The sequence below is a fragment of the Rhodococcus sp. ARC_M5 genome (assembly GCF_022810405.1).
Classification (GTDB): Bacteria; Actinomycetota; Actinomycetes; order Mycobacteriales; family Mycobacteriaceae; genus Rhodococcoides; species Rhodococcoides navarretei.
The window spans coordinates 1-17,904 of sequence record NZ_JALGQE010000028.1 but is presented as its reverse complement, the minus strand read 5'-3'; the positions used below and the strand labels follow the sequence as shown (position 1 = coordinate 17,904).

18 protein-coding genes and 1 pseudogene are annotated in these 17,904 nt (G+C 64.5%); 8 read left to right on the top strand and 11 right to left on the bottom strand.

What is annotated here, in order from left to right:
* Window positions 1-183: 183 nt before the first annotated feature.
* Complete coding sequence (locus MTX34_RS24550; RefSeq protein WP_243611103.1) at window positions 184-1,518, top strand: NAD(P)-binding domain-containing protein; 1,335 nt, start codon at window positions 184-186, stop codon at window positions 1,516-1,518.
* On the top strand, window positions 1,511-2,752 hold the full coding sequence (locus MTX34_RS24545; protein ID WP_243611102.1) for an MFS transporter: 1,242 nt from the start codon (window positions 1,511-1,513) through the stop codon (window positions 2,750-2,752). The genes MTX34_RS24550 and MTX34_RS24545 overlap by 8 nt, the downstream gene beginning before the upstream one ends.
* On the opposite strand, the gene MTX34_RS24540 is transcribed toward MTX34_RS24545, so the two are convergent.
* Window positions 2,720-3,913, bottom strand: coding sequence for an IS110 family transposase (locus MTX34_RS24540; RefSeq protein ID WP_243611101.1), 1,194 nt, complete (start codon window positions 3,911-3,913; stop codon window positions 2,720-2,722). The genes MTX34_RS24545 and MTX34_RS24540 overlap by 33 nt on opposite strands.
* A gap of 613 nt (window positions 3,914-4,526) precedes the next feature.
* Between MTX34_RS24540 and MTX34_RS24535 the strand changes: the two genes are divergently transcribed.
* Both MTX34_RS24535 and MTX34_RS24530 read left to right on the top strand, forming a co-directional pair.
* Window positions 4,527-5,372, top strand: coding sequence for a hypothetical protein (locus MTX34_RS24535; protein ID WP_243611100.1), 846 nt, complete (start codon window positions 4,527-4,529; stop codon window positions 5,370-5,372).
* Between the two features lie 74 nt (window positions 5,373-5,446).
* Window positions 5,447-5,908 (top strand): hypothetical protein, encoded by a 462-nt coding sequence (locus MTX34_RS24530; protein ID WP_243611099.1) that lies wholly within the window; start codon window positions 5,447-5,449, stop codon window positions 5,906-5,908.
* 302 nt (window positions 5,909-6,210) lie between these two features.
* Here the strand turns inward: MTX34_RS24530 and MTX34_RS24525 are convergent, their stop codons facing one another.
* The gene (locus tag MTX34_RS24525; protein WP_243611098.1) at window positions 6,211-7,242 is read right to left on the bottom strand and encodes a hypothetical protein; all 1,032 of its coding nucleotides are present in this window, start codon (window positions 7,240-7,242) and stop codon (window positions 6,211-6,213) included.
* Between the two features lie 116 nt (window positions 7,243-7,358).
* Window positions 7,359-7,979: a recombinase family protein gene (locus MTX34_RS24520; protein WP_374640444.1), complete on the bottom strand. Its 621-nt coding sequence runs from the start codon at window positions 7,977-7,979 to the stop codon at window positions 7,359-7,361.
* A 197-nt stretch (window positions 7,980-8,176) separates the two neighbouring features.
* Here MTX34_RS24520 and MTX34_RS24515 point away from each other — a divergent pair, with 197 nt between their 5' ends.
* The gene (locus tag MTX34_RS24515; RefSeq protein WP_197077431.1) at window positions 8,177-8,623 is read left to right on the top strand and encodes a VOC family protein; all 447 of its coding nucleotides are present in this window, start codon (window positions 8,177-8,179) and stop codon (window positions 8,621-8,623) included.
* Between the two features lie 105 nt (window positions 8,624-8,728).
* Here MTX34_RS24515 and MTX34_RS24510 read toward each other — a convergent pair whose 3' ends face one another.
* The 6 genes from MTX34_RS24510 to MTX34_RS24485 form a co-directional block, all read right to left on the bottom strand.
* Window positions 8,729-9,970, bottom strand: a complete 1,242-nt coding sequence (locus MTX34_RS24510; RefSeq protein ID WP_008720147.1) for an Nramp family divalent metal transporter — start codon at window positions 9,968-9,970, stop codon at window positions 8,729-8,731.
* Between the two features lie 99 nt (window positions 9,971-10,069).
* Window positions 10,070-10,957 (bottom strand): cytochrome c biogenesis CcdA family protein, encoded by an 888-nt coding sequence (locus MTX34_RS24505; protein WP_032373339.1) that lies wholly within the window; start codon window positions 10,955-10,957, stop codon window positions 10,070-10,072.
* Window positions 10,954-11,586 (bottom strand): TlpA disulfide reductase family protein, encoded by a 633-nt coding sequence (locus MTX34_RS24500; protein WP_080733221.1) that lies wholly within the window; start codon window positions 11,584-11,586, stop codon window positions 10,954-10,956. Before MTX34_RS24500 ends, MTX34_RS24505 begins: the two co-directional genes overlap by 4 nt.
* Window positions 11,583-12,212, bottom strand: a complete 630-nt coding sequence (locus MTX34_RS24495; protein ID WP_008720130.1) for a TlpA disulfide reductase family protein — start codon at window positions 12,210-12,212, stop codon at window positions 11,583-11,585. The genes MTX34_RS24500 and MTX34_RS24495 overlap by 4 nt, the downstream gene beginning before the upstream one ends.
* A gap of 55 nt (window positions 12,213-12,267) precedes the next feature.
* Window positions 12,268-12,903 (bottom strand): vitamin K epoxide reductase family protein, encoded by a 636-nt coding sequence (locus tag MTX34_RS24490; protein WP_008720128.1) that lies wholly within the window; start codon window positions 12,901-12,903, stop codon window positions 12,268-12,270.
* On the bottom strand, window positions 12,878-13,537 hold the full coding sequence (locus MTX34_RS24485) for a thioredoxin (protein ID WP_008720127.1): 660 nt from the start codon (window positions 13,535-13,537) through the stop codon (window positions 12,878-12,880). The genes MTX34_RS24490 and MTX34_RS24485 overlap by 26 nt, the downstream gene beginning before the upstream one ends.
* Window positions 13,538-13,673: 136 nt before the next feature.
* Between MTX34_RS24485 and MTX34_RS24480 the strand changes: the two genes are divergently transcribed.
* The 3 genes and pseudogenes from MTX34_RS24480 to MTX34_RS24470 all read left to right on the top strand — a co-directional run bounded on the left by MTX34_RS24480 (window position 13,674) and on the right by MTX34_RS24470 (window position 16,620).
* The gene (locus MTX34_RS24480; protein WP_032373340.1) at window positions 13,674-14,072 is read left to right on the top strand and encodes a metalloregulator ArsR/SmtB family transcription factor; all 399 of its coding nucleotides are present in this window, start codon (window positions 13,674-13,676) and stop codon (window positions 14,070-14,072) included.
* On the top strand, window positions 14,065-16,272 hold the full coding sequence (locus MTX34_RS24475) for a cation-translocating P-type ATPase (RefSeq protein WP_032373341.1): 2,208 nt from the start codon (window positions 14,065-14,067) through the stop codon (window positions 16,270-16,272). The genes MTX34_RS24480 and MTX34_RS24475 overlap by 8 nt, the downstream gene beginning before the upstream one ends.
* A gap of 48 nt (window positions 16,273-16,320) precedes the next feature.
* Window positions 16,321-16,620, top strand: a pseudogene (locus MTX34_RS24470) (DUF3703 domain-containing protein).
* A gap of 6 nt (window positions 16,621-16,626) precedes the next feature.
* Here MTX34_RS24470 and ccsB read toward each other — a convergent pair.
* Both ccsB and MTX34_RS24460 read right to left on the bottom strand, forming a co-directional pair.
* Entirely contained in the window at window positions 16,627-17,589 is a 963-nt protein-coding gene (gene ccsB / locus MTX34_RS24465; protein WP_032373342.1) for a c-type cytochrome biogenesis protein CcsB, read from the bottom strand.
* A 4-nt stretch (window positions 17,590-17,593) separates the two neighbouring features.
* Window positions 17,594-17,904 (bottom strand): cytochrome c biogenesis protein ResB (locus tag MTX34_RS24460; protein WP_243597143.1); only part of this gene is annotated, 311 nt, incomplete at its 5' end.

Genomic DNA, 17,904 nt, shown 5'->3' with positions numbered 1-17,904 from the left:
GCCGCGTTGATCCAACAGATGGTCGTCGAGGGCGTGAGCAAATTCGACGCGTCCTACACCCGCCCCTCGTACCACACTGGGACGCAGTGCAGATGGTGACGCAAACGTCGGTTCGTATGCATCGCCCACCACCGAACGCGACGCTCTGAATTCTCAGCTCCACCGAGGAAAGGTTGACATCTCATGACCGATTACCCCGTCGTCGTGGTCGGCGCAGGACCCATCGGGCTCGCCGCCGCCGCGCACCTCACCGAAACCGGCTCCGCCGTCGTCGTGCTCGAACGTGGCACGTCCGCAGGAGCTGCGGTGTCACAGTGGAACCACGTGCGCCTGTTCTCCCCGTGGTCCGAAGTCGTAGACCCCGCCGCCGCTCGACTCCTCGAGCCCACCGGATGGACCGCGCCGGACGGCGACACCTACGCCACCGGGCGCGAATGGGTCGAGCAGTACCTCGCCCCGCTCGCCGCTGCTCTCGGCGATGCAGTGCGCACGGATTGCGAGGTCGTCGGCGTCGCACGTCGTGGCCGCGACCGCGTCGTCGACGCCGGGCGCGACACCGAACCGCTGTCGGTGCACGTCCGCCACAGCGACGGCACCGAGGAACGCATCCTCGCCCGCGCAGTTGTCGACGCCTCCGGAACATGGGGATCACCGAACCCACTGGGCAGCGAGGGGCTTGCGGCCATCGGCGAACGCACCGCGGCAGACAAGATCGTCTACCGTGTCCCCGATCTCCTCGATCCGGCTGTGCTGCCCGACTACGCGGGCAAGCACATCGTCATCGCCGGTAGCGGACACTCCGCACTGACCGCGATCATCGGATTCGCCGAACTCGCTGCCCGACACCCCGGCACGACGCTGACCTGGGCGGTGCGGCGCGGAGTCACCGCGGAGGTGTTCGGCGGCGGCGAGGCGGACGAGCTCGCAGCCCGCGGCGCACTGGGCCTGCGAGCGAAGAAGGCCGTCGACGAGGGATACCTGACCGTCGTGTCCGGATTCCGCACCGAAGAGGTCGCGCCGCAGGGTGACCAGGTCACCCTCATCGGTGACAGCGGCGCACGGATCGAGGACGTCGACCGTGTCGTGGCGCTGACCGGGTTCCGGCCGGACATGTCGTGGCTGTCCGAGGTGCGCCTGGACCTCGACCCCACCCTGCAGGCCCCGAGATTCGTGGCGGAACTGGTCGATCCGAACATGCACTCGTGCGGATCGGTGTCCCCGCACGGCGTCGAAGAACTCACCCAGCCCGAGCCGGGTCTGTATCTGGTGGGGATGAAAAGCTACGGCCGCGCACCGACGTTCCTCGCAATGACCGGGTACGAGCAGGTCCGCAGCATCGCCGCCGAGCTCGCCGGTGATCACGACGGTGCCCGGACAGTGCAACTGACGCTGCCCGATACGGGTGTGTGCGGAGGTGCGGGACTGTTCGACGACCCCGACGCACCCTCGACCGGTGGGTGCTGCGGAGTTCCGGCGGCACCGGAGTTGATCACTCTCGGCGCACCGATGCGTGACTAACACTACCGCCGACACGTCGCCGACCGAGGCGCAGCACCCCGGTCGGCGACGGGTGCTCGGCGCGTTGTGCGTCACCGAGATCACCAGCTGGGGCATCCTGTACTACGCCTTTCCTGTTCTCGCACCGTCGATCTCGGCCGATACCGGATGGTCGACGACATCGATCGTCGCGGCGTTCACCGTCGGCCAACTCGTCGCGGCACTGGTCGGAATCCCTGTCGGCCGGGTTCTGGACCGCCACGGCCCGCGATGGGTGATGACGACCGGCTCGATCATCGCCGCCCCTGCTGTCATCGTCATCGCTACGGCACCGTCACTGCCGGTGTTCTACATCGGGTGGGTGGTTGCAGGCGTCGCGATGGGCGCAGTGCTCTACCCACCGGCGTTCGCCGCCCTGACCCGATGGTGGGGAGGTGATCGAGTGCGGGCCCTGATGATCCTTACTCTCGCAGCCGGCCTCGCCAGCACTGTGTTCGCGCCGGTGACAGCCGCATTGATGGGCCGATTCGACTGGCGCAGCACCTATGTGGTGCTCGCCGCCTTCCTGCTCGTTGTCACGGTTCCCTCGCACGCGTTCGGTCTACGTGGATCGTGGCCACCTGCCCACCCGGGCGTCCATGCAGCGCCGCCGGAGTCGAGGTCCGCGATCAGCCGCAGCCGACCCTTCCTCGTCCTTACCGCATCACTGTCCGTTGCGGCGTTCGCATCGTTTGCTGCGGTGTTCAACCTCGTTCCGCTGCTCCTCGAGCGCGGCGTCGACGCCACCCTCGCCGCTACAACCCTCGGCCTCGGCGGTGCCGGTCAAGTTCTCGGTCGGCTCGGTTACCTGCCGCTGCAACGCCTCACGGGCACACGGGGGCGCACCGTCTCCGTCATCGCCGCTACCGCCCTGACCACCGCACTGCTCGGGCTCGCCACCAGCACACTCGCCCTCGTCTTCCTCGCCGTCGGGGCCGGATTGGCGCGGGGCATCTTCACCCTCGTGCAGGCAACCGCAATCACCGACCGCTGGGGTCCGGTTCATTACGGGCACCTCGGCGGAATCATGAATGCCCCCATCGTGATCACGATGGCATTCGGCCCGTGGGGCGGCGCGGTGTTGGCCGAGTGGACCGGAAGCTACTCCCACGCCTTTCTCGTTCTCGGTGTGATCGCCGTATCCGCTGCTGGCCTCGCGGCGTTCAGCATGCCGGGAGTCCGGTCAGGCCGCTTCAGCGTGCGGGGGCGCTCCTGACCGGTCGTCATACGTCGTTCCGTCTCTGAGCATGGCCCACAGCACGTTCGAGCGCCTGCGCGCGAGAGCCAGCACCGCCTGCGTGTGACGTTTGCCTTCGGCTCGTTTGCGGTCGTAGAAGACTTTCGACGCCGGACAGGATCGGACACTCAGTTGCGCCGACAGGTACGCCACCCGCAGCAGCCTTCGGTCGTATCGGCGTGGCCGGCGCAGGTTGCCGCTGACCCGTCCCGAGTCCCGTGGCGCGGGCGCGAGTCCGGCGACCGCCGCGAGGCGGTCTGCAGTGCCGAACGCTGTCACATCGCCGCCGGTGGCTGCGAGGAATTCTGCGCCGAGTAGCGGACCCATCCCGGGCATCGATTCGATGACGGTGGCGCTGCGATGGCGCCGAAACGTCTGCTCGATCTGTTTGTCCAGTTCGGCCAGCCGACGGTTGAGGTCCAGCACGGAGTGAGCGAGCGTTTCGACAACCGCGGCGGCAACACACTGGCCCGCCACCCGCACCACTTGTGACAGTGCGGCCTCGGTGGCCAGCCTGGCAAGTTCAGTGGCGTTGTATGCCTTGCGGTTTCGTAGCCACGCTTCCAATGCTGGGGCTCCGAGCGAACGGATGCCCTCCGGTGTCTGGAACCCTGTCAGCAGTATCAGTGCGCCCTTGACGTTGCTCAGATCGAGAGCACGTTCGAGGGCTGGGAAGTAGGTGCTGAGAAGAGCTCTGAGTCGGTTGATCGTGCGCGTGCGATCGCGCATCAGATCAGTTCTGTGTGAGGTCAGAAGGGCCAGCTCGACGCTGATTTCGTCGTCGGCCCGCATCGGGAGCAGGTCTCGGCGCATCCGGGCCTGGTCCGCGATGATCGCCGCGTCCTTGGCATCGGTCTTGCCGTCGCCTCGGTATCCCGCAGCAGCGTGATGAACGATCCGGCCCGGAATATAGAGCAGAGATTGACCTCCCACGCGGAGCAACGCAATCAGAAGTGCCGCGCCTCCGCTGTTCAAGTCCACAGCCCAGGTGATGGGCCCACCGGCGGCCAGCGCTCCGACATCGTCGATGAGGTCGGTCAGTTCGGGTTGCCCGTTCACCACGCGCCGTGACAACAGTGTTCGTCCCTCATGATCGATCGCCACGGCATGGTGATGCGTCTTGCCCGCATCGATACCCACCCCACGTCTTGCACAGCGTTCCCCCTCGATCGTCGGTCACATATGGAGTACCTGGTGGACGACATCCCCGTCGTGTCCTTAATCAGCGATCGCGTCGCATCTCTCAATGAGCGGTCGAGTCGTCGAGAACGCCGGGCGGCCATTCCCTTCCGGCCATCCGAACAGCGAAAAAAAGATAGCCATACCCGGCGTCCCCAGGCATCCAGAACCTACGTCCGCGGCCCGGTGATGCCCGGCAATGACGTTAAGGAAAACAAGAACTCTTTTCATAGGACGGAGCGCAGCGGAGCTCGATTCGGTGGACGCCCGCAGGGTGGCCCGGCCCTACACACAAGCTTGTCTTCGCACGCATGTTGCTCGGTGCTCGCGCGACTCCGGCGACCCAGTGGGAAATCTCGGATTTGGGGTTGATGAGTTCCTAGGCGTCAGATCCGTCATCCGACTCCAGTACTGCTGGTGGCCGCTGGCTCTAGATGTCCTAAGTAGTTTCATGTTCGGTTTCAGAAGTAGTTTCAGTAGAAGTTTCATGGTGTCTCACCATGGCACCCGGTAAGACAATCGAGGGTTACAGGAAGTAACAGGGGTGCACGCCGAAACGGGTAGCGTTCATGCAATGACAGACGATCCGTTCGGCAGCCTCAAGGACGAGGTGCCCCCCAGCCCCCACGAGGCTCGGCGCATCCTTCTGGATGGCGCGCGCCGCGGGTATGTTCCCGTCCGAAACGTGTTTGTGCAGAAGGATCCCGGTCCCACCGATCGTTCCTCATCCCTTGCTCTGTTCGTGACCAACAGGCAAGAAAGAGCGCTCGATGCACTCCTCACTCTGTATGCCCTGCAACCGATTCTGACCGAGGAGGACCCCCTGCCGCTGGGGGCCTGGGCAAACATTCTGAGCAGCCGCACCCATTGCAGCGTCACGACGGCATCGAAGGCCTTTCGAGTCCTCGACGACATGGGGCTGATAACACGAACACGTCGGGGGTTGACGACAGTACTGACCCCTCTCCGAGAGGACGGTTCCGGCCAGGCGTGGACTCGACCTGGGGCGCGCGCCGACGATGCCCCATCGGGTCCGATCCAAGATGGTCCTTATTTCACGATTCCACACGAATTCTGGAACGACGGCTACATCGATCGGCTCAAGCTTCCAGGCAAAGCCATGTTGCTGATCATGCTGAAGGAGACCCAAGGGAAGCCGGCCTTCGAGATGGCCGTCGATCGTGCGCAGCGCTATTACGGTATCTCCGAACGCACTGCCGAGCGCGGATACCTCGAGCTGAGCAAGGAGAAGCTCTTGCTGGTCCATATCCAGAGGACTGCCTCTGCCCGGCTCCCCGCCGGCCTCCTGCGTGAGGTCTACCATCGCGCGCTGGCCGATCCCTTCAGCACGACCCGTCGCCGTGCCCTGCAAACCGAAGCTGCGAAACGAGTGCGTAGACCCAAGAAGGCCGACGTATGAAGCAACCCAAGGTGATTCGTCATGCGTACATCGACGAATCGAAGCGACCCAACAGTGGGTTCATGCTGTGCGCGGTGACTGTGATCGAAGGTGACGTTGCGGAATACCGAACCACGATGAAGTCGCTGCGACCCAACGGTGCAGCTCGGCTACACATGAAGAACGTTCGTGGCGCCGACAGAATGAAGATCGTTTCGACTGTAGCCCAGCTAGAGGCGCACAGCAGGATCTACGTGGTGAAGAAGAGGTGCTCGGAGCGCGAAGCGCGCGATATGGCGCTCAGGAGCGCCTTTCTCGATTTGAACGGCATGGACGTCGCTCGCGTGGTCGTCGAGTCGTGCGACCAGGACCCGAAGGACCGGCAGGTCATCCGACACGCGCTTGGCCCGAGCCCTGACATGACGTACGACCACGAGCCGGCGAGTATGAACAACCCCATGCTCGCACTGCCTGACGTACACGCATGGGCCTGGGGCAGAGGAGGTATATACAAAGACGCCATCAAACACCGAATCACCGAGATACGGGTGCCATGACAAAAGGCCCGATCTCGGAAGAGATCGAGCCTTTGTGTCGTGATGGGCGCGCAAGGCTGGAAACCGTCTAGGTGGAGCTGCCCACGAAGGGTGCTTACGCTCCGGAGACCTCCTACACGAACCGCTTTCCTCGGCTACTGCCTCGGACAACTGCCAGCATGCGATTACAACGGATGAATATCAAGCTGTTTCACCGTGGCACCTGACAGGGCAAGCGTTGGTTCCCGGTGGGCCTAAATGGCTCCGCGCGGGGGCGGCGAAATCGACACCCGGATCGCGAGCCCCGTGCCCACGGCCGAACGTCAGGGCGCTGTCGCCCCATCCTGCTGGTCTTCGATGATGTTGTTCGTGAGTTCGATCGTGGCGAGGTAGAGCCAGAAGATCCAGTCGAGATAGTAGTCGGGGTAGTCGGCCTTTTGATCTTCCGTGTGGTGGCGGATGTCGAACTTGTTGGCGATGTGAAACAGCTCGCCGGCATGGGTCTTCGTCAGGGCGTCGGCCAGGACGTTCTTGCGGCGTGATTCGAGGACGTCGGCCAGGGATCTGGCGGCCGCTCGTTTGTCGTTTCGGGTGGCACCTCGTCTGCGGAACTGTTCCACGCCGTGTTGGACGCGATCGACGCTGGGCGTGGTCCTACTGGTCGCCGTGTCGATCAGGTCGTTGCGTGCGTCGTCCGTGGTGGTGACAAGACGACCTTCTTCGGCACCGTCCTCGGCAAGGCGGAGCCTGACGTCGTGTCGGTCGAAAAGTTTGTTGACGCGCCAGCGATAGACGGCGCGTCCGCTTGTCGAGTCGAATTGCTTTCCATGCCAGCCGCATTCGCAGTAGGCGTGGTCGTATCCGTCGCGGGGACGGGCGGCCGCGTCGTGTAGAACTTCGACCACGTCGTAGAACAGATCGCGATCGTCGATCAACACACTCGAGTCGAGCGGCCACGCCAGATCTACAGTCAAGTTTTGATACAGGTACTGCTCAGGCTGCTTACCTCGTTGATCGTCGACGCAGTCCTTGGTGAAGATTCGGTCGAAGTAGCAGAGGGTGTCCAGGTCGTTGACCAGGTCGACATATCGGGCCACCAGCGCATCGAACGTCGCGGCCGACTCTGCGGACGTAGTGATGCCGTGGCGTTCTCGCCAGAGCGGCCGTCTGGCCGGCGGATCTTCGTTGAGCTGGTCGGCCTGCGACATGAGGTCACGGAGGAACATATGTCGACGTGAGAAGACCTTGTCGAGAGGCTTCTCTCCCCATTCCGGGCCTAGAGTCTCAGGAAGCTCCTTCAGGTCGTCCAGGGGCCCGCACGCCGGAAAGTCGACGAACGCGTCGCGGAGCAGCATCTTGCAGCGGTCGTCCCAATTACCCTCAGACCGTAGATTGAGCAGCCTTGCTGCCTCCTGTACGAAAAGTTCTCTCGGCCAACGCAGTTGGTAGTCGGCGTCAGTTACTCGATCGATCACTTCGGTTCTGCTCCTGATGTCGAATTGAGGGTGACGGGTCTCTGCGCAGCCTGCTCGAAGTGCCGATACAGCGTGCGCCTACTGACTCCCAACACTTCTGCAATATCTCCGATCGTTCTGCCCTGGTTACGCATTCGGGTTGCCTCCCGCTTCTTAGTGACCGTGAGCGCGGGTGGGCGACCGCCGACCTTCCCTCGCTCGCGGGCTGCGGCGAGGCCTGCGTGTGTGCGTTCGCGGAGAAGTTGTCGCTCGAAGCTGGCGAGTGCACCGAAGATGTGGAAGATGAGTTCTCCGCCGGCGGTGGTGGTATCGATCTGTTCGGTGACCGATGCGAACGCCACTCCCCTGGCCTTGAGGTCTGCGATGAGCTCGATGAGATGGGGAAGGTTGCGGCCGAGCCGGTCGAGTCGCCAGACTGTGAGCACGTCACCGGGCAGGAGAATGTCGAGCAGTTCCGTCAACGCCGGCCGGGTGGTGGTGGACCCGCTCGCAGTGTCGGTGAAGATACGTTCGCAACCGAAAGCTCTCAGCGCGTCGCTCTGTAGATCGAGGTTCTGTTCAGCGGTCGAGACCCTGGCGTACCCGTATTTGTGGCCCACAGCGGTCAACTGTGCCACAACTCATCTATTCAATGGTTCTGACACGCCAAGGTTTAGCCTACGTTTTTGACACCATCCAGCGGCTGGTCGCTCGGTCGGCCTGTCAGTTTCAGGAGTCGCGTTCACTGTGTCAGAAGTCGAATGCACTGAGCGCCAGCAATTGATGTGGGTTCGGCTCCTACTCCGGCTCGTCGGCGTTAGTGTTGCCTATGGGCATGTCGAAAGTGGTACCTGCGCTGCCGGTACGAGACATCGACACCGCTGTAGAGATATACGTCCGCGCGTTCGGCTTCACGACCCGGTACACCGACCCGACTTTCGCGAGACTTACCCGCGACGACGTCGAGATCCACTTGTGGGCCGCCGACGACGACAGCTGGAATACCCGTTCAGACCCTGCGGCATGGCCGGTATGCAGCGGAGCCGAGACGTTCCTTGCCGGCACAGCCAGCTGCCGCATCGCCGTGGACGAGATCAACGACCTTTACGCCGAGATGTCCCGCGCGGGAGTGCTCCATCCCGCAGACGCGGGTCGTCCCGTCTCGACGGACTGGGGAACGACGGAGTTCGCAGCTGTCGACACCGACGGCAATCTGATCACTTTCCATACCGATGAAAAAAGCCAACACGAGCCCACCACGGCAGGCAACGGCGCACCCTGACCGCACCCTCGAGCAGAAACTCGATGACCCGGACGTCCGTCGACGCGCTACGCGTGGTCATCGTCCTGAAATAAGCGCATGCTGGACTTGTCCACCCGCGCGCAGTCAGGCGACGGTCAGATAGATCAACGCGACATTGAGTGCGACGACGATTCCCGCGATGAGCCATGCCGCGTATGCCGTGATCCGGTGATTGACATCGCCGCCCATCAGGATGCGGTCCGAGGTGAACCGCACCAAGGGAATGAGCGCGAACGGAATACCGAAGGACAGGACGACTTGTGAGACGACCAGTGCCCGACTGGGGTCGACCCCCGCGGCCAGAATTGCCAGTGCGGGAACAAGTGTCACCAGTCGTCGCACCAGAATCGGAATGCGCTGACGTAGTAGGCCGTCCATGATCATCGCGCCGGCGTATGCCCCGACCGATGTCGATGCCAGGCCCGAGGCCAGCAGGCCCACCGCGAACAGCAGCGCTACCACCGGCCCCAGAGTGTCTCCTACTGCTGTGTGAGCTCCTTCGATGGAATCGACGCCCTCTCGGCCTCCCAGCGTCGAGGCCGCCAACAGCAGCATCGACATGTTCACTGCACCGGCCAGCAGCATCGCCAACCCGACATCGATCCGGGTGATCCGCAACAACCGCTGCCGGACAGGCCCTGCCTCGGGGTGTCCGTGCCGGTCACGTGCAAGGCCGGAGTGCAGATAGACCGCGTGCGGCATGATCGTCGCACCGAGCATAGCGGCGGCTATCAATACGCTTTCCGCGCCGTCGAACCGCGGAATCAACCCGGCGGCAGCGGCGGTGAACGATGGCGGTTCCACGACGACGCTGGCAAGAAATCCGACGGCGATGACACCGAGTAGACCGAGAATCACGAACTCGAACGGGCGCTGGCCCCGGCGATCCTGGACCAGCAACAAGATCATCGATACGGCTCCGGTGATGAGGCCGCCGATCAGGAGCGGCAGGTCGAAGAGCAAGTAAAGAGCGATCGCACCGCCGACGATCTCTGCGAGGTCGGTCGCCATGGCGACCACTTCTGCTTGCCCCCAATATGCCAGTCGCACACTCTTGCTCGACTTCTCGCGGACCACTTCGGGCAGTGTCATTCCGGTGACGATGCCGAGTTTGGCGGAGAGGAACTGCACGAGGCCGGCCATCACGTTCGCGGCGACGATCACCCAGACCAGCAGGTACCCGAACTGCGCGCCGGCGCTGACGTTGGAGGCGACATTGCCGGGGTCGACGTAGGCGATCGCGGCGACGAAAGCAGGACCGAGCAGAACGAGGCCAGACCGAAACCTCGAGGGCGGCCGAGACGATCGGCGCTGCAGCACAGACATGACCACACCCTCCGGCACCAACAATATGTCAGAACCCTGAAAATATAGTTCGGCCTCCCGAACAATGCAATGCGGCGTGGCGGTTCGGCGACATCACGATCAGATGGGCAGGATCACTGCACTGACGAATTCGTTGCGGATCCAGGCGATGAACAACCCCCACACCCCGGTCAGCAGTGCGATGCCGACGGCGATCATGATGACACCGCCCGCCACCTTGATCCTCTGAGAGTTCCTCCGAAGCCACCCCACACCGCGCATCGCCGAACTCGAACCGAACGCAAGAACGACGAACGGTAGGCCGAGTCCCAGGCAGTACGCGACGATGAGAGTGACCCCGCGGGCTGCGGTTGCACCTTCGGTGCCTGCCGCCACGGACAGCACGCCGGCAAGGGTCGGACCCAGGCACGGCGTCCAGCCGAGCGCGAACACCCCACCGAGCAGCGGCGCTCCTGCAAGGGACGAGATCTGCCGGGGTGCGAATCGGGTGTCGCGTTGCAGTGCGGGTATCAACCCGATGAACGCCGCACCCATGATGATCGTGATGACCCCGCCCACGCGTTGGAGTACTTGCTCGTTGATGCGCAAGGTGCCGATGACTCCGAAGACCGAGGCTGTGGCGAGGACGAAGACGATGGTGAACCCGGCGACGAACAACGACGCTGCACCGGCCACACGCCAGCGATTCACGAGACCCGTCGACGACGTACCGGCGGTCGCGGTGCTGGGTGTCCGGGCATCGGCTGACTGAGCCTCGCAGGCCGATTGGGTGCCGCGGGCTGATTGGGCGTCGCGGGCTGATTGGGCGTCGGCGCCGGCGATGCCTGCCAGGTAGGACAGGTATCCCGGCACCAGCGGCACCACGCACGGTGAGGCGAACGAGACCAACCCGGCGAGCATGCATGCCGCGATCGCCAGCAGTAGGGGCCCACTCGATGCCGCGTTCTGGAACGTCGACCCGATGTCTTGGGCGAGAAGAGTCGTCATTCCGCGGCTATCCGTTCGACGACGGGAAGCAGGTCTTCGGTGAGCAGGGCTCGCATGAAGACCGCGGCCACCCGGTGCTGGCGATCGAGTACCAGCGTCGAGGGAATGACGCTGGTCGGATAGTTCCCGCCGAGGGCGATCAGCGTCCGCATCGAGGGGTCGTAGATCGAAGGGTAAGTGACGTTGTTGTCGACCACGAAGTCCTGCGCTTTGTCCTTCTGCGGATCTCGGACATTGATACCGAGGAACTGCACACCGCGCTCACGGGTGGCCTCGTAGACCTCTTCGAGGTCGTCGGCTTCGCCGCGGCAGGGGCCACACCATTGACCCCAGAGATTGATCACGACGACCTTTCCGTCGTAGTCCGCCAGAGCGGTCGTCTTGCCCTCCTCCATCAGATCGGGGCCGGCGAGCTCGCCTATGGTTCCGCGTGTTTCGGGAGGGTCGTAGACGATGTCGGTTCGGCCACCGGGCGCGACGAAGTCGAAGCTCCCGCCGGACGGTGCAGCGTCGGCACCAGCGGAGCATCCGGAGATCAGTAGTACGACGGCAAGAATCGATCCGATTGCCGCGGTGGGCGTGCCGCCTTGTCGTCGAGTACCGACCCACACGGGTAGGAAACGTGTCATGAGGTGAAGTCCTTTATTGCAGTGCGGATCTGGTCTGTCGTCTCGAACACTGTCGGGTCGGTGATGCGCTCGATCGTTCCGTCCGGGCGGACGAGAAAACTCAGGGGAAGGACCGGCGGTGCCGAGAGCGCGTCCTGGACGCTGCCGCCGTCGATGTAGTTCGGATAGCGGATGCCCAGTTGCGTGAGCAGCGCGGCCGCGTCCGCGGGTCGGTCCTCGACGTTGATTCCGATGACTGGGATCGCGTCGGGTTCTGCGGCGTAGGCATCGACTACGGGCATCTCGGTGCGGCACGGGCCGCACCAGGATGCCCACAGGTTGATCAGCGTCACCTCGCTGCCGAGAACGTCGACGAGATCGACATCGTCGGCACTGCCGATGCAGCGCGCCATCACTCCCGCCAGCGGCCCACCTTCGTGTGGCACCGGCTGCGGACACAGCGGTAGCGCTGTTGCTCGTGCCGCGTCATCCGGCGGGCGGGACAGTGTGGGTTCGGGTCCGACCGGCGCGACATTGTTGGCGATGACGTCGGATGGGCCGCCCTCGACGCCACCGGAGCGGGGCCACAGTGCGACGATCGATGCAACGACAACGACGAGCATGACGATCGACCAGCCGCGCGTCATCGCCGTGACCTTCTTTCTCGAGAGATCGGCAGAGGGGCGAACGGTACGTCGCGGATCATAGGAGCGTGGACCAGTACGACCAGAAACGCTGCGCGATCAGGGCGATGAGGACGAGAAACCACACGGTCAGCGCAATCGAGTGATTGCGCATCAACACTCCCGCCCACTGCCGCCGGCCCGCACTCGGAGCCCCGCGGTCGAGGTTGCGCAGCGTGACGTACCAGAAGATCGGTACGGTGACCGCCCACACCGCCATGCAGTACGGGCACAGCGCGCCGATGTCGTAGAGGCTCTGCACGATCAGCCAGTGCACGAAGACCGCAGCAGCAGTGACACCGACCTGCAGTGCACTCCAGAACCACTGCGCGAACACGGCTCCGGCGAGCAGGGCGGCACCCACTGCCGCCACGACGGCGAAGCCCGCGATCCCGAGAAGGGAATTGGGAAATCCGAACGCAGACGCCTGCGGGGTGTCCATCACCGATCCGCAGTTGAGTACCGGATTGATACTGCAGGTCGGGGCGTAGGCGGGATCGAGCGCAAGGGCGAACTTCTCTACCGTGAGTACGAACGCGGCGGCCAGTCCGATCACGCCTCCTACCAGCAGCAGCCAGGGCAGGCTTCGGGCGAACGGTCCGCTGCGTCGGGTGAGAGCGGCTGCGCGGTCAGCCGAGTGCAGCGTCGAGGGCATCGGTGAGGTCTCCGTAGGTGGTGGGTTCGATCTTGGTGCCGTTGAGGAAGAACGTCGGGGTGCCCTGGACGCCGAGCGCGATCCCGTCGGCGACGTCGGCCTCGATGCGTTCGAGCGTCGCAGGGTCGGTGTAAGCGGCATCGAAGGCGCTCATGTCGAGTCCTTGCTCGACGGCGAAGCTCCGAAACAACTCGTCCTGCGGAACCTGCTGTTCGCCCCACTGCGCCTGCGTCTCGTACATGCGCTGATACATGTCCTCGAAGCCGCCCTGCTGTGCTGCGGCTTCGACAGCGCGTGCGGCGCGTTCGGCATTGAAGTGCGAGGCGATGGGAAAGTAGCGGGCCACGAAGCTCACCCGGTCGCCGTACTCCTCACGCAATTGTTCGATCGCTGGGTAGACAGACCGGCAGGCCTCGCACTCGAAGTCGAGGAACTCCACGAACGTGACCCGGCCGTCGGGCACCGAGTTCAACCGATGACTGTTCTCGCGCACCGCGATCGAGGCAGGGTCGGCGGCGGCCTGCTCGGCGGCGGCAGCATCCGGCGTGCCCGATCGGTCCACCACCAGAAATACAGCCAACGCGGCGGCGAACACGACCACCAGGGACAGGGAAATCTTCAACGCTCGGCTCATACAACTACCTTCTCGACTCGTTCGGACTGATCAACGGGCCCGATATGGGCGTTTCGACCCGTTGTGAGACTAACAATCGTACGAACGTCGACCGAAAGGTCTTCCCTGACGATCGCATGATTGTTAGATTGTGCCCATGGCCTTGGAACCTTTGGACTCGTGCGATCTGTTGTGTATGGACCTCCCTCACGCCGAGAGGGTGCGCGCAGCCTTGCCTGCTCTCGGCGATATCGAACCGGTCGCCGACGCTGCCCGAGCTTTCGGTGACCCCACCCGACTGACCATCGCGCTCGCGTTGAACGCCGGCGGGCAGATGTGCGGCTGCGATGTTGCGTGGATCGTGGGACAGAGCCAGAAGCTGGTCTCCCACCATCTCCGCAAACTCAAAGCCGCGGACGCCGTCACATCGAACAGAGAGGGAAAGTTGGTCATGTATTCGCTCACCGATCGCGGCGCCCGACTGCTCTCGATACTGACCGAGCCACTGGCCACCGCCTCGGCCACCGCTGATCTCACCGGGGTCGATCATGGCTGACGCGTGCTGCGGACCGACCCCCGCTGCGCCGACCACCGAACCGGCCGCCGACGGTACGGGCACGGCAGGTCCGGCTCCGACCGACGTACCCCAGAGGTTGTGGCAGGTCCGCGAGCTGCAACTCGCATCGGTAGCCGCGATCATCCTCGCCGCATCGTGGTTGCTCGGTCGAACGGGTGCCGATGCGGTCGCGACCGTCGGCGGTCTGATCGCTGCCGCGATCGCGGCCGTCACCTTCGTTCCCGCGACGGTGAGAAATCTGCGACACGGCCGCATCGGTGTCGGCACGCTGATGACGATCGCGCTCCTCGGTGCCATCGCATTGGGCCAGATCCCCGAGGCCGCGATGCTCGGCATCCTGTTTTCCGTCGCCGAGGGACTCGAGGAGTACGCGGTCACCAAGACCCGCCGCGGACTACGCGCACTTCTGTCCTTGGTGCCGCCGACAGTGTCGGTCCTGCGCGGTGGAACCGAGCAGGCCCTGCCCCCCGACGATGTCGTGATCGGGGACACCATGGTGCTGCGACCGGGCGAGCGAGCTGCCACGGACGGCACCATCGCACGCGGTTCGACGAATCTGGACGTGTCCGCGATCACCGGCGAGTCCGTGCCCATCGAAGCCGGTGTCGGCGACGAGGTGCATGCCGGTGCCATCAACGGCGGCGGAGCCATCGAGATCACCGTCACCGCGCCGGCATCGGAGAGTTCGCTTGCGCGCATCGTCCGCATCGTCGAACAGGCCCAGGACCGCAAAGGGGCCGGCCAGCGGCTCGCGGACCGGATCGCACGTCCCCTCGTGCCTTCGATCATGATTCTCGCCGCCCTCGTCGCCGGCGTCGGTGCGGTGCTCGGTGACCCCATGTTGTGGCTCGAACGCGCACTGGTGGTCCTGGTCGCGGCATCACCGTGCGCGTTGGCCATCTCGGTGCCGCTGTCGGTGGTGGCGGCGATCGGGGCTGCGAGCCGCAACGGGGCATTGATCAAAGGCGGTGCAGCAGTAGAAGAGCTGGGCCGCATCCGCGTCGTCGCCGTGGACAAGACCGGCACCCTCACCGCAGGACGACCGGAGGTCGTCGACGTCGTCACCGCTGCGGGAATCGGCCGCGACGCCGCGCTGGCCGTTGCTGCTGCGCTCGAAGCGCGCAGCGAGCATCCACTCGCCCGCGCCATCCTCGCTTCCGTATCGACCGTCGCGGCAGCCGATGATGTCACTGCCATCGCCGGGCACGGCCTGACCGGCACCCTCGACGGAGCCGCGATCAGGCTCGGGAAACCGAGCTGGTTCGACACCCACCCCAGCTCCGAGGAGTTCCGCGCCGACGTCGCTCGTCTCCAAAGCAGCGGTGCCACAGTCGTTCTCGTCGAACGCGCCGGAGTCCTGATCGCTGCGATCGCCGTCCGCGACGAACTGCGGCCCGAGGCCGCCGAGGCTGTCCGCCAACTCACCGCGCTCGGTATCGACACTGCGATGCTCACCGGCGACAACGCACTCACTGCGCAGGCCCTGGCGACCCAGGCGGGTATCACCGCCGTCCACGCCGAACTACTGCCCGAGGACAAAGCGGCCCTGCTCGCCGACATCGCGGCCGGACGCAAGATTGCCATGGTCGGCGACGGCATCAACGACGCTCCCGCCTTGGCGACCGCAGATGTCGGTATCGCCATGGGCGCAATGGGAACCGACGTTGCCATCGAGACCGCCGATGTTGCCCTCATGGGGGAAGACCTCCGGCATCTACCGCAGGTGCTGGCCCACGCTCGGCATGCCCGCGGCATCATGGTCCAGAACATCGCCCTGTCGATCGCGATCATCGGCGTGCTCGTCCCACTGGCTGCCACCGGCGTCCTCGGTTTGGCGACTGTGGTGCTCGTCCACGAACTCGCCGAAGTCCTGGTGATCGCCAATGCGATTCGTGCCGCCCGCACCACACCGTTGGACGGGTTCGTCCCACCGCCTACGGCATCCGGTGCCCTCAATGTCACGATCGCACCCGCAGCGGCCTTCGAGGATGCCTGCTGCGCTCCGGCCCCGACGCCGAGGAACGCTGCGCCTCTCGCATCTGGGAACCTACTGGCCGCCACCACCGCACCGTCACCCTCGGCGATCGGAGCAGACGACGGCAGCAGCTCCGGGTGCTCGGATGGATGTACCTGCTGCACATCGACTCCCGCGCGAAGCGAACTCGGTCAGGGAAGGTAGAGACCTGCGGGCGGTGATCGGACTGCATGCAGGCTCTACGGGATCGACATGACCCCAGCAGCAGCGGCATCGACAACAGAGGTGCGCTGGCACCACCTCGAACGAACACACATCCTCTCGCAGCACTATCCGTGATTGCATGCTCTCAACCACGCCGCGATGGTGAAAGCTGCGGCGGTAGAACATGATCGGCGCGAATCCTGGGGTCAGGTGATCCGGATCGTGATCGCTGCTCCAGGATCGTGGTCGGGGCGATACCCGGCCGGTAACACCGGCCGGGTCGAGGCGGGACCGATGTCGCCGATGCCCATTCCGCAGGACCGTACGGACGCGCTGAGAGGCAGATAGCGGTCATCAGTTCAGGCCTGCGTAGGAGTGCAGGCCGGAGACGACCATGTTGATGATGAACAGATTGAACAGCATCGCCACGAATCCGGCGATGTTGATCCATGCTGCGCGGGTGTTGCGCCACCCGCTGGTGGCGCGGGCGTGCAGGTAGGAGGCGTAGACGATCCAGGTGATGAAGGAGACCGTTTCTTTCGGATCCCAGCCCCAGAACCGGCCCCACGCGGCTTCGGCCCAGATAGCGCCGAGGATGACGCCGACGCCGAAGAGCGGGAAGGCGAAGATCGTGGTCTTGTAGGCCACGATGTCCAGTGTCTGCGCGGAGGGCAGGCGGGCTGCGATCCGGCTCACGCGGCTGCCCGAGTCCTCGGGATGCTTCATGCGGATCAGGAACAGTATGCTCGCAACCCCGGAGATCAGGAACACCCCGCTGCCGAGCGAGACGATGGAGACGTGCACCGGCAGCCAGTACGACTGCAGTGCCGGTACCACCGGTGCTGCGTCGGCGTACAGCACGGTGCCGGCGACGAACAGCAGGATCAACGTCGGCACCAGAACGAACAACCACAGGGTGCGTAGCTGCGTCGAGCGCAGCACCACCAGTGCAGCGACTACACCTGCTGCGCAGGTGACCGAGACGAATTCGTACATGTTGCCCCACGGCGGCCTGCCGGTGGCGATCCCGCGAAGGATGATCGACCCGATATGCAGGGTCAGTGCCACCATCACCAGCCCGAGTCCGCTACGCCCGAAACGTTCGGATGGAACTCGCCGGGGTGCGTCGGGAATGCGTCCGGGCGTCGTCGACGTGGCAGCAATGATCCGAGCACGAAGTCGCTCCGTATTGTGCAGTTCCGCGCTACGGGTCGTTGCGAGCTGTGCGAGGAATGCGATCGCGGCGAGGAGATAGACCACGAAGGCGGTCTCGAAGCTGATGTCGCTCCACCGGGCGAGGGTGTCGTCGATCGGCATGGTGCTACACCGTTTCTCTGTCGTGGTTCTCGGACGGGCTCTGCGTGTGCGGCCAGATCTTCAACCGAAGGGTCTGGAATTCCGGTCCCCAGCCGGCGTGATCGGTGCGAGCCAGGCCACCCATGTCCACTGGCGAGAGACCGCGCTCGCCGGGGTGGACCCGGAACCAGACACGGCGACGTGTGATGACCAGGGACACCAGTAGTCCGGTCATCATCGTGACCGCGAACACGAGCACCCACCGCTGCGCGGGGTCGTATCCGACCTGGAGGTTCGCGAATTCCTTGGCACCGTCGAACCGGACGACGGTGCCGT